This is a genomic window from uncultured Ralstonia sp. (assembly GCA_913056305.1).
In the GTDB taxonomy this organism is placed as follows: Bacteria; Pseudomonadota; Gammaproteobacteria; order Burkholderiales; family Burkholderiaceae; genus Ralstonia.
Map to the genome: position 1 here is coordinate 51,973 of CAJXMR010000008.1, position 14,942 is coordinate 66,914.

The following is a 14,942-nucleotide window of genomic DNA, read 5'->3' on the forward strand; positions in this document are numbered from 1 at the left end:
AGTATTGCCATGCCGATCGTCCAAACGTCTCCCGTGTCTTCCGTCCTCGTCCTGGGCGCCACCGGCAAGACCGGCACGCGCGTCGCCCAAGGACTGCGTGCGCGCGGCGTGACCGTGCGTGAAGGCTCGCGCCATGCCACGCCCGCCTTCGACTGGGAAGACCCACGCACCTGGCCCGCCGCGCTGGCCGGCATGCAGGGCGTGTACATCACGTACCAGCCTGACCTCGCCGCGCCCGGTGCCGAGGCGGCCATCACCGCGTTTGTCGGGGCGGCCAAGGCGGCCGGCGTGCGGCACCTCGTGCTGCTCTCGGGGCGGGGTGAACCTGTCGCGCAGCGCTGCGAGGCCATCGTGCAGGGCAGCGGCCTCGCGTGGACACTGCTGCGTGCGAGCTGGTTCAACCAGAACTTCAGCGAAGGCCATCTGCTCGAGCCCGTGCTGGCCGGCGTCATCGCGCTGCCCGCCGGCAACGTCGCCGAGCCCTTCGTCGATGCGGACGACCTGGCCGATGCCGCCGTCGCGGCCTTCACCGATGCACGCCATCTCGGCCAGTTGTACGAGCTGACCGGCCCGCGCGCGCTGACCTTTGCCGAGGTAGCCGAGATCCTGAGCGATGCGCTCGGCCGCGACATCCACTACCAGCCGATGGAGGCGGCGGCATACGTGGACATGCTCTCCAATTACGTGCCGCGCGACTTTGCGGAATTCCTGGGCCGGCTGTTTGCCGAGGTGCTCGATGGACGCAACGTACACGTGGCGGATGGCGTGCAGCGTGCCCTGGGCCGCGCCCCGCGCGACTTCGCCGATTACGCGCGCGAGGCGGCCAAAACAGGTGCCTGGAATACGGTGGCGGCGGGTCGGTGAAGCGTCGGGATATCCACGGCACGTAACACCGGCTGCCGAGGCATCGAGCGCGCTAGGCGCTGGCCGGTGCGCTGGGGGCGGTCGCCAGCGACTGCACGCACTCATCCACGCTCAGCTCGTGCAGCATGTCGACGCGCAAGGTGGTATCGGTGGCGCGCGCCAGCACCGCCAGGGCCGCGGGCTTGAGGCGCACGAACACCAGTTGCTGGCCGCGTGCCGCGCATTCGGCGGCAAAGATGCGCAGGGCCTCGATGGCCGAGCCGTCCACGTCGGGGGTTTCCTCCAGGCTCAGCATGATGGTCCGCACGTTGGGACGCGCGTCCTGCTGCAGCAGCGCGCGCACCTTGCCCAGCACGCGCTCGGTGTTGGCGAAGAACAGCGGCACCTCGGGTCGGGCGATCAGTACGCCGTCGATCTGCCGGGCATCCGTATGCAACGCGATGTCGACGAAATCGTGGCTGTCACGCAGGCGGCCCAGCACGCTCACGTTCGGCTCCGACAGTTGGCGCAAGGTCAGCAGCAGGCTCACGCCGATGGCCGCGAGCAAGCCATGCAGCACGCCCAGCACCAGCACCGCCAGCAGCGCGGCGATCACCACCAGACGATCCCGGCGCCATGACCAGTACGGCTTGAAGACGGACGGATGCAACGAGTGGCTCACCGCAAAGATCACGATGGCTGCCAGTACGGGCTCGGGAATGCGCGCGAGCTGCGGCAGGAACAGCCAGATGATCAGCGCGATCACCGCGGCGGCACTGAAGCTGGCCAGCCGCGACTGCGCACCTGCCGCCTCGTTGGCCGAGGTGGCCGAATATCCCGCGCCCACCGGCATGCCGTGCAGCAGGCCGGATACCAGGTTGGCGCAGCCCAGCGCGACCAGGTCGCGGTTGGCGGAGATGGTGTCGCCGTGCTTGAGCGCGAAGTTGCGGATCGAGCCGTAGGACTCCGCATACAGGATCAGCATGAGTGCGAAGCCGAGTTCGGCGCTCTGCATCCATTGCGCGCGATCGAGCTCGGGCGGACCGAACGAGATGTGCTGCAGGTCGATGGTGCCGACGATGGCGATGCCGTACTGATGCCAGTCGATCCAGTAGCCGGCGGCCAGCGCCAGCACGATCACCACCAGCGTGGCCGGGATGCGGCCCCAGCGCCCCAGCGCAAACAGCAATGCGAGTGCGGTGCCGCCCAGCGCCGTACTGTACTGGTTGGCCTGCGCCGCCTCGCGCACCAGGTCGAACGCGATGCGTGGGGTATCGCTGTGGTGGACGTGCAGATCGAGGATCTTCGGTAGCTGCTTGATGACGATGGTCAGCGCCAGCCCGAAGGTGAAGCCGCGCAGCACCGGCCGCGCGATGAAATCCGACATGCCGCCCAGGCGCGCGGTGCCCGCCAGGATGAACAGCACGCCGGTGGCAATGATCAGCGCCGCTGCCATCGTGAGCTGTGTGGCGGCGCTCATGCCAGGCTCGGACAATACGGTCGCCGCCAGCACGGCCGCCGACGACGACGTGGCCGAGACGATGGCGTACCGGCTGGTGCCGATCAGCGCATAGACCACCAGCCCCGACAGCAGGGCGATCAGGCCGGCCTGCGGCGGCAGATTGGCGATGCCGGCGTAGGCCACCGCTTCAGGCAGCAGCAGCCCGGCGATCGAGAGGCCGGCCAGCACGTCGCGCGTGATGCGCTGGCCGCGCGGCAGCGGCGGGGTGTCGAGCGGCGCGTAGTGGTCGGGGTGCTGGAGTGCGGTGGCGGGATGGCGGGAGTCGAGACCCATAAGCGGCGGGGCGGTGAGGCGTCTATGCCGCGACGGCGAACATCGCGGCGGGGCTGAAAACAAACATCGCGACCGGCGGCACTTAGGGTCTGTTGACACATAAAACGTGCGTACGTTTTATGTGTCAACAGACCCTAGAGGCCAACCAGGTCGCGATGCGCCGGCGCATATGCGCCGGTGTCTGCGGCGGCGATTGCCGTGCGCTTACTTCGTGCAGGCCTTGCCGTGGCTGGCGCGCATGCCCTTGGCCTTGGCGTCGGCTTCGCTCAGGTATTCGCCATGCTTGGTTTTGCCATAGTAGCGGTCGCCCATGCAGTGGTAGACCTTGGTGTCGTCGTTGGCCCAGACCTTGTCGGCGCCACCGCCGGGGGCAGCGGCCATCGGGGCGGCAGCCGGCTTGCTGGCGGCGGCGGGGGCGGCCGGTGCAGCAGCGGGAGCGGCCGGTGCTGCGGCTGCGGCAGGCGCGGCTGCCGGTGCGGCACCACCTGCGGCGCTGGCCTTCTTGTCGACACCGCCGTGGCCACGGCAGGCGCCCTTGAGCGTCGCGCCCGAATACGGCGTGCCATCTTTACAGACCGCATGCACCGCGCCCGAGGCGGCGGCCGGTGCTGCCGGCGCTGCGCTCGGTGCCGAGCTTTGTGCAAAGGCCGAGCTCGCCAGCAGAGCACCCACCGAGAACATCAATGCAGACAGTTTCATGAGGCAATCCTAGAAAGAGGCACGAAGATACGTGCGTGAGTGAATAACGTTACGCGGCGTTACGCGTTGACCAAACCGAGGGTTTGTCTGAAGAAGACAAGCAGGTTGTTGATCATGTTGCAAGAATCGTGGGTCGCCCCGGCTAGGCAAAGGTGTCGATGCCCTCGACCAGCCGCTTGGCCAGGCGCGGCTGGCGCAGCTGTTCCAGCCACCATTGCAGCGCGCGGCCCTCGCCCTCACCGCTGCGCCAGCCGACGTAGAGCAGGTTGGGCTCGCGCGGGTCGGCGGTGCGCTTCTCCACCAGTTCGCCGCGCTGCAGCAGTGACGCCACCCGGTGCCGGGGCAGCCAGCCCACTCCCAGGCCGTCGCGCTGGGCGAGCGTCTTGGCGCGCATGCTCGGCACGGCCAGGGTGGGTTGCCCGCCGACCATGCCGTAGGCACGGCCGGCTGACTGGCGCGAGGAATCGGCCACCACCACGGCGCGGTGGCTGCGGATGTCTTCACGCGTGAGCGGTGCCTGGATGGCCGCCAGCGGATGGCGCGGCGCCACGGCAAACACCCACTCCATCACGCCCAGCTCGAACCACCCGAGGTTGGGGATGGCCGGCGGCTCGTTGGTGGCGCCGATGACGAGGTCGGCGCGGCCATCGCGCAGCGCCTCCCACGTGCCGGCCAGCACCTCGTGCGTGACGCGCAGGGCGACGCCCGATTGCAGTGCGTCGAACGCGTGCATCACGGGCATGAGCGATTCGAACTCCAGCACCTCGTCCGTCACGATCCACAGCCGGTCTTCCCAACCGTTGGCGACCTGCCGCACGCGCTGCGTGATGCGCGAGACGTCCTGCGCCAGCCGCGCGGCCTCGTCGCAGAGCAACTGCCCGGCCCGCGTGAGCTGCAGGCGGTAGCGGCGGCGGTCGAACAGCAGGGCGTCGAAGCGCTGCTCGAGCTGCCGTGCTGCATACGACACCGTGGACGGCGCCTTGCCCAACTGTGCCGCCGCGCGCGACAGGCTGCCCGTCTGGCGGATGGCCTCCAACAGGGCCAATTCCTCTTCCGACAACATGTGCAACTCCTTCGAACGAGTTCGTCGTCCTGATCGTATGGCAAACCGCTTAACGGCGTCCACACTGCAGTCACGCGATTGTTCAAGTTCAACTTTCCCAACTGGAGGACATCATGAATCGCTTCGAAGGCAAGACCGTTCTGGTCACTGGCGGCAACAGCGGTATCGGCCTGGCAGCCGCCCAGGCATTTGCAAAGGAAGGCGCCCGCGTGGTCATCACCGGGCGTGACGCGGCGTCGCTGGAGGCGGCACGCGCCACGCTGGGCACGGTCGGTAGTCATGCGGCCCTCGCCATCCGCAACGAAACCGGCACCGTGGCCGCCGCGCGCGACCTGGCCCGCCAACTGCAGGAAGCCGGCGTGCGCCTGGACGCCGTCTTCATCAACGCCGGCATGGCCAAGTTCGCGGCCGTGGCCGACGTGGACGAAGCCCTGTGGGACGCCACCTTCAACGCCAACGTGAAGGGCGCGTTCTTCCAGATCCAGGCGCTGCTGCCGATCCTGAACGCGGGCACCTCGATCGTGCTCAACGGCTCGATCAACGCGCGCATCGGCATGCCGAATTCGTCGGTGTATGCGGCGAGCAAGGCGGCACTGATCTCGCTGGCCAAGACGCTGTCGGGCGAGCTGCTCAGCTCAGGGATCCGCGTGAACGTGGTGAGCCCGGGGCCGGTCAGCACGCCCATCTACGGCAAGCTCGGCCTGGACGCCGACACGCTGGCTGCGACCGCCGCGCAGATTCAGAGCCAGATCCCGCTGGGCCGCTTCGGCCAGCCGGCGGAGATTGCCGCCACGGTGCTGCATCTGTCGGCGCCGGAGTCGGCCTTCATCGTCGGCACGGAAATCATTGCCGATGGCGGCATGAGCCAACTGTAAGCCGATCCCTGCTTCCTTCTTTCCTGCAGGCTGCCCTTTGTGTGGCCTGCGTCTGGAGACCCTCATGAAGATTCTTCCCCGCCTCGCGCGCCATCTGGGTGCCGCGCTCATCGGACTGGCCGCGTTGCAAGCGCACGCCACCATCGACGTACAGGACCGCACCGTCAACGCCGCCGGCCTGCAACTCCACACGTTGCAAGCCGGCAGCGGCCCCGAAACGCCGGTCGTGCTGCTGCACGGTTATGCCGAGACCAGCCACATGTGGCTGCCGCTGATCCCGCGCCTGGCCGATCGCCGCGTGGTGCTGGCGCCGGACCTGCCGGGCGCGGGCACCTCGTCGATTCCCGCCATGGGCTTCGACAAGAAGACGCTGGCGCAAGATATCCACGCCATGGTGCAGGCGATGGGGTATCGCAAGGTCAAGCTGGTCGGCCACGACATTGGCCTGATGGTGGCGTATGCCTACGCCGCGCAGTATCCGGATGAAGTCGAGAGCATCACGCTCATGGACGCCTTCCTGCCCGGCGTGGGCGACTGGCAGAAGGTCTGGCTGTTGCGCGATTTGTGGCATTTCCACTTCTACGGCGACACGCCGCTCAAGCTGGTGCGAGGGCGCGAGCGCATCTACTTCGAGCACTTCTGGAACGACTTCGCCGCCGATCCGAAGCGCTCGCTGCCTGAAGCCGACCGCCAGTTCTACGCACGCACGTATGGGCAACCCGGCCGTATGGCCGCCGGCTTCGAGTACTTCCACGCCTTCCCGCAGGATGCGGAGGATTTCGCCGGCTTCGCCAAGACGCCGCTGCCGATGCCGATGCTCGTGCTGGCCGGTGAGCGGGCTTCCGGCGCCTTCCTGATCGAACAGGCCAAGCTGGTGGCGACCAACGTGAACGGCGTGACCGTCAAGGGCTCCGGCCACTGGCTGATGGAAGAAGCGCCTGACGCGACCATGACCGAGCTGGTGCGCTTCATCAACAACACGCCCGCCTAGTGCGCCAAAACCATGGTGTTGACGAAATGTCAGCAATTGACGTATCGTCAATGCCATGACACTCGCCGAAGAAAACCACCTCCTGCTGCGCGAAGGCCGCAAGATCGTCGAGGCGCTGGGCAAGACGCTGGCGCCGCTGGTGGAGGTCGTGCTGCACGACCTGAGTGACCCCGACCACACGGTCGTCGCCATCGCCAACAACCTCTCCGGCCGCCAGGTGGGCGACGCCGCCACCGAGATGGGCCTGGCGCGCATGGCCGATCCGGATTTCCCTGAAGTCATCGAGAACTACGCCAACCGGTTTCCCGACGGGCGGCCGGCCAAGAGCACGTCGATCGGCCTGAAGAACAGCCAGGGCGACTACGTGGCCGCCATCTGCCTGAACATGGATGTGTCACTGCTCGCTGCCGTGACGGCGGGGCTGGGGCAACTGATGCGCATCGATGTGGCCGCGCCGCCGGTGCCGGAATCCCTTGGCTCCCGCCGCGTGGAAGACGTGCGCGCAACGCTCGAACGCTTTGCCGCCGCGCGCAACACCACGCCCATGGCGCTCTCGCTCGATCAGCGCCGCGAAGCCATGCGCGAGTTGGCCGCCAGCGGCCTGCTGAACCTGCGCCGCGCGCTGGCCGAAGTCGCGCAAACGCTGGGCGTGGCGCGCTCCACCGTCTACACCTACCTTCCCGAGGACATCGCATGAGCCTGCCCATCTCCTACGACGACGTCGTTGCCGCCCACGCCCGCCTGCAGGGCGTTGCCCACAAGACGCCGGTGCTGACGTCCACCACGGCCAACGCCATGACCGGCGCCGAGCTGTTCTTCAAGGCCGAGAACTTCCAGCGCATGGGTGCGTTCAAGTTTCGTGGCGCGTACAACGCGCTGTCGCAGTTCACGCCGGAGCAGCGCAAGGCGGGCGTGATCACCTTCTCGTCCGGCAACCATGCGCAGGCGATTGCGCTGTCGGCCCGGCTGCTGGGCATGCGCGCGGTGATCGTCATGCCCAAGGACGCGCCGGTCATCAAGGTGGAAGCCACGCGCGGCTACGGCGGCGAGGTGGTGTTCTTCGACCGCTACACCGAAGACCGCGAAGCCATCGGCCGCAAGCTGGCGGAAGAGCAGGGCCTGACGCTGATCCCGCCGTACGACCATCCGCACGTGATGGCCGGGCAGGGCACGGCGGCCAAGGAGCTGATCGAAGAGACCGGGCCGCTCGACGTGCTGCTGGTCTGCCTGGGCGGTGGCGGTTTGTTGTCGGGCTGCGCCACGGCGGCACGCGCGCTGAACCCCGCATGCAAGATCATCGGCGTCGAGCCCGAGGCCGGCAACGACGGCCAGCAGAGTTTCCGCAAAGGCGAGATCGTCCACATCGATACGCCCAAGACGCTGGCCGACGGCGCGCAGACGCAGCATCTGGGCAACTACACGTTTGCCGTGATCCGCGCGCTGGTCGATGACATCGTCACCGTGAGCGACGCGGAGTTGGTCAGCACGATGGCGTTCTTCGCCAGCCGCATGAAGACGGTCGTCGAGCCGACGGGCTGCCTGGCCGCCGCCGCTGCATTGAACGGCAAGGTGGATGTGCGCGGCAAGCGCGTCGGCGTGATTCTCTCGGGCGGTAATGTGGATCTGCAGCACTTCGCCAAGCTTGTGCTGGAGGCCGCATGACCGACGCGCGCTACCTGAACGCGCCGGATCTGCGTCCGCCTGCCGGGCACTATTCGCACGCGGTCAGCGCCAACGGCTTCGTGTTTGTGGCCGGGCAGATTCCCGTCACGCCCACGGGCGAGAAGCTGGTCGATGCGCCGTTCGAGACGCAGGTGCGGCAGATGCTCGCCAACCTCGATGCGGTGCTGGTCGCTGCCGGCACCGACCGCGCGCGCCTCGTGCAGGTGCGTGTGTACGTGACCGACATGGAAACGCACTGGCCCGCCTTCGACGCGCTGTACCGCGCGTGGATTGGTGACGTGCGCCCGGCGCGTGCCGTGGTGCCGGTGCCGACGCTGCACTACGGTCTCGCGGTCGAGATCGAGGCCACTGCGCTCGCCGGGGATGCCTAGGGCGGCCTTGAGGCGCGTCACCCGCCCGCCACGGGCCGGTTGACCTTCGCCCGTTTGCCCGCCAATGTTGCAAAATGGCTTGCAGTACTTGCCTGGGCATCGCCGGCGCGCGGTCCAGGCACACGCCACAAGACAAGACGCGAGCAAGGGGGCGGCATGAGCATTCCAACACGGCAATTGGGTCAGGGCGACGTGCCGATCGGGCAGCCGCTGCCGTTTGCGCTGGCCGACGCAACTGGCCGGCTGCTGCTCAAGGCTGGCGCCGTGGTGCCGGATGCCGACGACGTGCGGCTGCTGTTTCAGCATGGTCCGGTCATGGAGGCGCTGTCGGCTACTGACACGGCAGTGCTCGCGCCCGCCAACGACAACGGCGAGGAGGCCCGGCCACGCCTTGGCGCCACCGGGCTCACGGTGGGCACCATCCTGCAGGTGCAGGAGAAATCCGCGCTCAAGCGACCGTCGCTGCCTTGCCGGCTGATCGGCTATATCGAGGGCGAGGCGCTGTTCGTGACGATGCCGACCGACGGCAAGCGCACGCTGCGCCCGGAGATGCGCGAGATGCTGGTGCTGCGCGGCTTCTCGGGCCGCGCCGTGTACAGCATGGTGTGCAACGTTACGGCGGTGTGCCAGTTTCCGGTGCCCTATCTGGTGCTGGCGATGCCCGCCAAGCTGCAGAAGATTCCGCTGCGCCGCGCCAAGCGCGTGCAGGTGCGCATCGGGGCAACGGTGCGCCCGGAGGGGCAGCCGGCCTCGTCGTCGGATCGCCTGGCCGTGATCCGCGACATTTGCCTCAACGGCGCCCTGGTGCAGAGTGCGGGGCCGGCGTTCCAGCCGGACGATCACCTGTCGCTCGATTTCAGCGCGTACGTGGATGGCCAGCAGGAGGATTTCTCCATCAACGGGCGCGTAGCCAGTGCGTCGCCGGCAGCGGGTGCGCTGGCGACGAAATTCCCATCGTTTGGCGTGGAGTTCTCGCTGTCGAAGGAGCAGACGGCGCTGCTGTCCCGCCTCATCATCGACCGGCTGGACGTGGACGACTGAGCGCGCGCCTGAACGCCTGAACGCGTTAGCGCATCAGCGCGCCAGCATCGTATCCAGCAGCCACGCGCCGGCCTGACCCAACGGGCGCTTGCGCGACCACACGGCATCCACCGGCACCCGGCGTGGCCAGCCGCGTGCGCACACCTCGTGCAGGCGATCGGCCGCGAACTGCTCGACCAGCCAGCGCGGCAGTTCTGTCCAGCCGAAGCCCAGTACCGCCATTTCCAGCAGCATCAGGTAGCTCGGCGCCGACCAGCGGCGCGGGCTGCTCACGTGCGGCCCCTCGACGCGCGAGCAGGCCGGATCGACGAAGGTATTGAGCCGCAGTTCGCGTGCCTCGCGCAGCGCGGCGTGCGGCACCTCGGCGTCGCCGTATTGCGCGAGGGCGTGCTGCCTGCCGACAAACAGCCCGATCTCCGATTGCTCGGCGATGGTGGCCGCGCCGATATCAGGCGGATACGCCGGCTGCGCCGCGACCAGCCCGAGCTGCGCGCGGTCCTGCTGGATCAGGTCGACCACGTCTTCGTGCTCGGCGATGAGGCATTCGAGTTCGAGCTCGGGAAAGCGCTGCTCCAGCGCGGCCAGGGTCTGCTCGTAGCGGTCGGACTGGTAGGTGTCGGACACCACCAGCGTGAGCCGCGCCTCCAGGCCACCGGCCATCTGCGCGGCCAGGCGGTCCATCTGCTCGCTGGCGTCGAGCACGCGCCGCACCTGCGTGAGCATCGCGTGGCCGGCTTCGGTCAGGGTTGGCTGGCGGGTGCTGCGGTCGAACAGGGTCAGGCCCAGGTCGATCTCCAGGTTGCCGATGGCCTCGCTGATGGTCGACTGCCGCTTGCCCAGCTTGCGTGCAGCGGCCGAGAACGACCCCAGCGCGGCGGCTTCGGCAAAGGCGAGCAAGGCTTCGGGCGAGTGGCGCATGGGCGGCTCCTGGCGGGATGTGCCGACAATATATCGGAAAAACCGATGCTATCGAATTGGAAATCACTCGCTTCGCCGATGAAAATACGGCCATTCCCTGGAGAGATTTCCATGCATGTGCCGCAAAAAACCCCGCTCGAACGCGTCTTCCATGCGCTGGCGTTCGAGGTGATCGCCACCATCCTCTGCGCGCCGCTGTTCAGCTGGTTGCTGGGCCTGCCGCTCACGCAGATGGGCGCATTGACCATCATGTTTGCGCTGGTGGCGATGGCGTGGAACATGGTCTTCAATGCCCTGTTCGAACGCGTCGAGCGCCGCTACGGGCTGGACCGCACGGTGGCCGTGCGCGTTGTGCACGCCGTGCTGTTCGAGGGCGGGCTGGTCGTGATGCTGGTGCCGCTGGGCGCGTGGTGGCTGGGCGTGAGCCTGTGGGAGGCGCTGGTGCTCGATCTCGGCATCATGCTGTTCTTCCTGCCGTACACCTTCTGCTTCAACCTCGCTTATGACCACCTGCGTGCGCGCTGGGCGGCGGGGCGCGTTGCTGTCTAACGGCCGCCTAGTGTCCGCCTAGTGCGAACGGACCTGCGCGGGCAGGTCTGAGCTTCCTATAATTTGAAATCCCCTTCTGACGGGCAGTGCCGGCCATGCCTGACACGCCCGACATGTGATCGTGCTGCGCGCCGCTGCCCCGTCGTCCCGCATCTTGTCCGTCTTGCTCAGGCAACTTTACGTCGCAGCCTGCACGGGTTCGCCTGCGGACGTGATGGACGTCGCGCGCGTGGCCTGGCAGGTGCAGCATGCGGCTGCCATGGTGCGGTGGCGGCACGATGGCCGCTGGCGCTGGGTGGCGTCGCATGGCGCCTGCACGCCCATGCTGCTGTGGCAGGCAGTCCATGGCGCACATGCCGTCATATCGTGGCCGCTGGCTGACACCGATGTGCATGGCCTGGTGTGGACGACCGGGCCGGCCTCGCCACTGGTGATGCCGCCCGCGGCGCCGATCTCCGTACCGGATTTGCTACCGCACCTGGCCCAGGCCTTGCCGCTGTGCTGGCAGCGCAACGCCGGCACAGGCGATGCGGCTGCCCAGGCATCCGAGGCGGTGCGGCTCTGGCTGGCCGATGTCTTTCGCCTGACCCGCCGCGAAATGGACGTCGCCGACCTGCTCGCGCGCGGCGCCGATCCAGCGCTGATCGCGCGCACGCTCGGTATCTCGCTCGACACCGTGCGCACGCATCTCAAGCACGTCTATCGCAAGACCAACACGCACAGCCAGTGCGACGTGGTGCGGCTGATGCTGGCGTCGTCGCATCGTTAGGTGGCGCCTGTTCCCAATCCGATGCGGGGCCGGCATGCTCGCGTCAGACGGCCACCTGCGGCCGTTGGGCCGGCGGCGTGCCGTCCTTGAACAGCCCCTTGAGCTGCTCGCGGAATTCCGGCGTATCGGCGTGCTGGTGCACGGAAACGGCGTGCTGCACGGCGGCTTCCAGCAGTTCGGTATCGTTGTCGGCGCTGATGGCGACCGAGCAGTTGTTCTCGCTGGGATACTCGCGGCAATCGATATAACGGCGGCCCATGGCGGTGCTCCTGAAATGGCGGTTGCGCGGCCTTGTGGAGTTCAGGTCGCGCGTATCCTCGTTATAGGCTTGCCGTGGGGGCGCGTCGTCACCTGCGTGGGGTAGGGGGCTCGCCGGGGAGGGCGCGCGTCAGTCGAGAAAAACGTACTGCGCCAGATACGGGCTGCGGCCTTCCTGGCCTTCTTCGGTGCAAGGCTGCGAGGGGGCCGTGCCGCCATGCGTCTGTAGCCGCTGCACGTATCGCACCGTGCTCAACAGGCCAGTACCGCCGACGCTGGTTGCCTGCAACAGCAGCAGCGGTATCGCGCCGGCCTCGGCCGTGTTGGGGGCCTGCTGCATGACCTTGCCCGTGATCTTGCTGCCGTCCGGCGCTTCCCAGCTGGGGCCGGCCGCGTGTTTGACGGCCAGCTTGCCGGCGCCGTCGTACAGATCGGCCTGCGGCGCCTTGAACGCCCACGCGAGCGGCTTGTCGCCATCGCGCTTGCAGACGTAGATCTGCACGCCGCTGGCCGACAGCGTGGCCACGGTGTGATGTGCATCGGCGGGCTGCAATCGGTCGGGGGCGGACTGCGCGGTGGCCGGTTGCGCAGCGGTCAGTGCCAGCGCAAGCATGGTGATAGACACCGTGGTACGGAGCGATGTGCGAAGCAGGTTGGGCATGCGTCTTCTTGGTGGGGTGGAGACAGGGCGGGGCTACAGCGCAGCCGACAGCGTCGGTGCGGTGTGGCCGCTGCGGATGAAGGCGAGGATGGCATCGCCGACGGTTTCATCCGGCGTGTTGAACGAGAACACCGATGACAGATGATTGTGCCCGATCAGCCGGACGAATGACGCGCAGCGGTCCAGCCGGCAGCGCGCCTGCTGCAGCTGCAGGGCCTGGCGTTCGATCGGCGGCGGCTCCAGCGCGCTTACCGCCACCAGCATCGGCAGGCGGGTCTGCACGAGGCCGGGGAAGGCCGAGCGCTCGGCATAGCGGCGCGGGTCGTCGCCGAAGTACGCCTTGAGCGCCGTGCCCGGGTCGGCGGTGGTCGGGTCGAGGATGTTGGCCGACAGCAGGATCACCCCGGCCAGCCCGATACCAGCCGGCCCATGGAACTGCGGCTGCCCCACGTACGACGCGGCCAGCGCGCCGCCCGATGAGTGGCCCAGCAGGTAGACGCGCTGCGGATCGCCGCCCTGCGCGGCAATGTGCTCCTGCACCCAGCTCACCGCCAGGCCCACGTCTTCCGACCCGGCGGGCCACATGTTCTGTGGTGCCATCCGGTGGTTGAGGTTCACGCCGACCATGCCATGGTGCACGGCCCACAGCATCACGTTGTCGTAGAAGGGGCTGCCGGCCGCATGCTTGTCGCCGTTGGTGAAGCCGCCGCCGTGCACGAAGATCAGCACCGGGCGCGGTGTGTCAGTGGAGGCCTCCGGTGCAAACACATCGAGCTTCTGCGCGGCATCCTTGCCGTAGCCCACGTCGCGCGTGATACGCGAGCCGGCGTACGACTGGTCCTTCAGCGCGGGCGCATACAGCGCGGTAACGGTGGGCAGGTCGACGGTGCGGCCCATGGCCTTGAGCTTGGCTTCGACCTCGGGTGGCACCTGGGCGACAGCCTGCAGCGCGACGAGCGAGAGCGCGCAGGCGAGGGCATGGCGAAGACGCATCGTGTTCTCGGGGGCGTGCGGCGAAAGCGCGAGCCTACTTGGCCGGCATGCTGCCCGCAACCGCGCTGCCTGGGATCACGATGATGTTGGTGTTCTGCGATGCCGTGATCAGCCACTTGCCATCACGTTTCACGAAGACCTGCGTAAAGATGCCGTCGCGTGGCGGCCGGGGCGTGCCGTCGGGGTTCTTGTCGCCCGCCATGCTCCAGGTCTGGTGGATGAGTGCGACGTCGGGCGCGAGGAAGCGGATGTCAAGGTCGCGGTTGGTCCAGACGCTTTCCTTGAACTGCATGGCATGAATCAAGGCATGGTTTTTCCGGATCTCCGCGGTGCCGTCCCAGCGTCGGCCGGCGACCTGGACGAAGGACGCGTCCTCGGTGAACAGCGCCGCGAGTGCGTCCATGTCATGGCGGTTCCAGGCATCCTGCCAGCCTGCCTCGACCAGCTTGATGGCTTGCTCGTCGTCGGCCTGGGCGGCGATGGCTAGCGGCGAGATGAAGCCGGCCGACACGATGGCGGCGAGCGTGAGTCGGTACAGTGCGCGCATGAGGGGTCCCTCAGTGTGGGCCGCGGCGGAGGCGCCCCGGCGTCAGGGCCGTTCTATGCCATGGCAGTCGGCTTCGCTATCGGCCGTTTGGCGGTATCGGCGCATTAGGCGGTACAGGTGTGTTAGGTGGCGCCGGCCACCTTCGCGCCGCGCTCCTCCAGCAGCTCACGCAGCACCGATCGATGGCAATGCGCCTCGTCCTCGCAATAGCAGCCGATGGCGAGATTGGTCTGGTGCGACAGCGCGGCCAGCATGTCGAGCAGGCGGGCCGGATCGCCCTCGCGCATCTCGGCGCGGAAGCGGCGCACGAAGTCGGCCCAGGCTTTCTCGTCGTGCGTGGCCTGCGCGGCCTGGGCTGTCTTCATCAGGTCGGGCGTGGGCGACAGCAGCGGCATCCACACGTCGTAGAAATCGCGGCTGGCGAATTCCTCCTTGGGCACGCCGCGCGGCGGGCGGCGTACGGTGCCGATGCGCAGGCCTTCGCCGCTGGCGCGCGGCTGGCCGAGTCGAACGATGCGTAGGGTCATGGTGTCTCCTGGGGGTCGGCCGTCGCGCGTGCCTTACGAGCCCTGCCGGTTCTGCACTGTCGGGAAGAACACGTCCTTCCACGACGCCGGCTTGTTCTTGAGCGTGCCCACGCGCTGCATGAACTCGGCGTAGTGTGCCACGCCCACCGGGGTGGTCGTGAAGCGCGAATCCGGATCGTCGAGGATCTTCTTCACCTCGTCGGGCGAGCTCTTTACCTTCGATTGCGCGATGTAGATCTGCGCGGCTTTGCCCTTGTCTTTTGCGATCAGCGCATTGGCTTCATCCAACGCGGCCACGAAGGCGGCCGACAGCTTCGGGTTGGCCTCGTAGAACTTCTTGCTGGTGTAGGTCATGTCCA

The 14,942-nt window shown here is 67.7% G+C and carries 18 protein-coding genes and 1 pseudogene; 9 read left to right on the forward strand and 10 right to left on the reverse strand.

The features are described 5' to 3' along the window. Window positions 1-9 precede the first annotated feature (9 nt). On the forward strand, window positions 10-864 hold the full coding sequence (locus QZ609_RS02845) for an NmrA family NAD(P)-binding protein (RefSeq protein ID WP_295490812.1): 855 nt from the start codon (window positions 10-12) through the stop codon (window positions 862-864). 52 nt (window positions 865-916) lie between these two features. Here the strand turns inward: QZ609_RS02845 and QZ609_RS02850 are convergent, their stop codons facing one another. The 3 genes from QZ609_RS02850 to QZ609_RS02860 form a co-directional block, all read right to left on the reverse strand. Continuing rightward, on the reverse strand, window positions 917-2,638 hold the full coding sequence (locus QZ609_RS02850) for a SulP family inorganic anion transporter (RefSeq protein ID WP_295490814.1): 1,722 nt from the start codon (window positions 2,636-2,638) through the stop codon (window positions 917-919). 204 nt (window positions 2,639-2,842) lie between these two features. Beyond that, window positions 2,843-3,337 (reverse strand): signal peptide protein, encoded by a 495-nt coding sequence (locus QZ609_RS02855; RefSeq protein ID WP_295490816.1) that lies wholly within the window; start codon window positions 3,335-3,337, stop codon window positions 2,843-2,845. 142 nt (window positions 3,338-3,479) lie between these two features. Beyond that, window positions 3,480-4,400 (reverse strand): LysR family transcriptional regulator, encoded by a 921-nt coding sequence (locus QZ609_RS02860; RefSeq protein WP_295490819.1) that lies wholly within the window; start codon window positions 4,398-4,400, stop codon window positions 3,480-3,482. Window positions 4,401-4,513: 113 nt separating this feature from the next. Here QZ609_RS02860 and QZ609_RS02865 point away from each other — a divergent pair, with 113 nt between their 5' ends. The 6 genes from QZ609_RS02865 (at window position 4,514) to QZ609_RS02890 (ending at window position 9,361) form a co-directional block, all read left to right on the forward strand. Then, window positions 4,514-5,275, forward strand: a complete 762-nt coding sequence (locus QZ609_RS02865; protein WP_295490821.1) for an SDR family oxidoreductase — start codon at window positions 4,514-4,516, stop codon at window positions 5,273-5,275. Window positions 5,276-5,339: 64 nt separating this feature from the next. After that, a complete protein-coding gene (locus QZ609_RS02870; protein ID WP_295490824.1) occupies window positions 5,340-6,266 on the forward strand; it encodes an alpha/beta hydrolase in 927 nt (308 codons plus the stop codon). 55 nt (window positions 6,267-6,321) lie between these two features. Continuing rightward, on the forward strand, window positions 6,322-6,963 hold the full coding sequence (locus QZ609_RS02875) for a PAS domain-containing protein (protein WP_295490827.1): 642 nt from the start codon (window positions 6,322-6,324) through the stop codon (window positions 6,961-6,963). Beyond that, entirely contained in the window at window positions 6,960-7,928 is a 969-nt protein-coding gene (locus tag QZ609_RS02880) for a threo-3-hydroxy-L-aspartate ammonia-lyase (protein ID WP_295490829.1), read from the forward strand. The genes QZ609_RS02875 and QZ609_RS02880 overlap by 4 nt, the downstream gene beginning before the upstream one ends. Continuing rightward, complete coding sequence (locus tag QZ609_RS02885; RefSeq protein WP_295490833.1) at window positions 7,925-8,320, forward strand: RidA family protein; 396 nt, start codon at window positions 7,925-7,927, stop codon at window positions 8,318-8,320. Before QZ609_RS02880 ends, QZ609_RS02885 begins: the two co-directional genes overlap by 4 nt. Before the next feature lie 156 nt (window positions 8,321-8,476). After that, on the forward strand, window positions 8,477-9,361 hold the full coding sequence (locus tag QZ609_RS02890; RefSeq protein WP_295490836.1) for a flagellar brake protein: 885 nt from the start codon (window positions 8,477-8,479) through the stop codon (window positions 9,359-9,361). Window positions 9,362-9,394: 33 nt separating this feature from the next. Here the strand turns inward: QZ609_RS02890 and QZ609_RS02895 are convergent, their stop codons facing one another. Next, a complete protein-coding gene (locus tag QZ609_RS02895) occupies window positions 9,395-10,279 on the reverse strand; it encodes a LysR family transcriptional regulator (protein ID WP_295490838.1) in 885 nt (294 codons plus the stop codon). A gap of 111 nt (window positions 10,280-10,390) precedes the next feature. Between QZ609_RS02895 and QZ609_RS02900 the strand changes: the two genes are divergently transcribed. Both QZ609_RS02900 and QZ609_RS02905 read left to right on the forward strand, forming a co-directional pair. Further along, the gene (locus QZ609_RS02900; protein WP_295490841.1) at window positions 10,391-10,828 is read left to right on the forward strand and encodes a multidrug/biocide efflux PACE transporter; all 438 of its coding nucleotides are present in this window, start codon (window positions 10,391-10,393) and stop codon (window positions 10,826-10,828) included. A gap of 163 nt (window positions 10,829-10,991) precedes the next feature. Further along, on the forward strand, window positions 10,992-11,597 hold the full coding sequence (locus QZ609_RS02905) for a helix-turn-helix transcriptional regulator (RefSeq protein WP_295490844.1): 606 nt from the start codon (window positions 10,992-10,994) through the stop codon (window positions 11,595-11,597). A 43-nt stretch (window positions 11,598-11,640) separates the two neighbouring features. On the opposite strand, the gene QZ609_RS02910 is transcribed toward QZ609_RS02905, so the two are convergent. From QZ609_RS02910 to QZ609_RS02935, 6 genes and pseudogenes are all read right to left on the reverse strand, one after another. Next, entirely contained in the window at window positions 11,641-11,856 is a 216-nt protein-coding gene (locus QZ609_RS02910) for a DUF1059 domain-containing protein (protein ID WP_295490847.1), read from the reverse strand. Between the two features lie 129 nt (window positions 11,857-11,985). Next, window positions 11,986-12,516, reverse strand: a complete 531-nt coding sequence (locus tag QZ609_RS02915; RefSeq protein WP_295490849.1) for a DUF3455 domain-containing protein — start codon at window positions 12,514-12,516, stop codon at window positions 11,986-11,988. Window positions 12,517-12,549: 33 nt separating this feature from the next. Further along, a complete protein-coding gene (locus QZ609_RS02920; protein ID WP_295490852.1) occupies window positions 12,550-13,509 on the reverse strand; it encodes an alpha/beta hydrolase in 960 nt (319 codons plus the stop codon). Between the two features lie 34 nt (window positions 13,510-13,543). Then, a complete protein-coding gene (locus QZ609_RS02925; RefSeq protein ID WP_295490855.1) occupies window positions 13,544-14,056 on the reverse strand; it encodes an SgcJ/EcaC family oxidoreductase in 513 nt (170 codons plus the stop codon). A 122-nt stretch (window positions 14,057-14,178) separates the two neighbouring features. Continuing rightward, on the reverse strand, window positions 14,179-14,583 hold the full coding sequence (locus tag QZ609_RS02930; protein ID WP_295490857.1) for a DUF488 domain-containing protein: 405 nt from the start codon (window positions 14,581-14,583) through the stop codon (window positions 14,179-14,181). A 33-nt stretch (window positions 14,584-14,616) separates the two neighbouring features. Beyond that, window positions 14,617-14,942: pseudogene (locus QZ609_RS02935) on the reverse strand (ABC transporter substrate-binding protein); the annotation flags it as partial.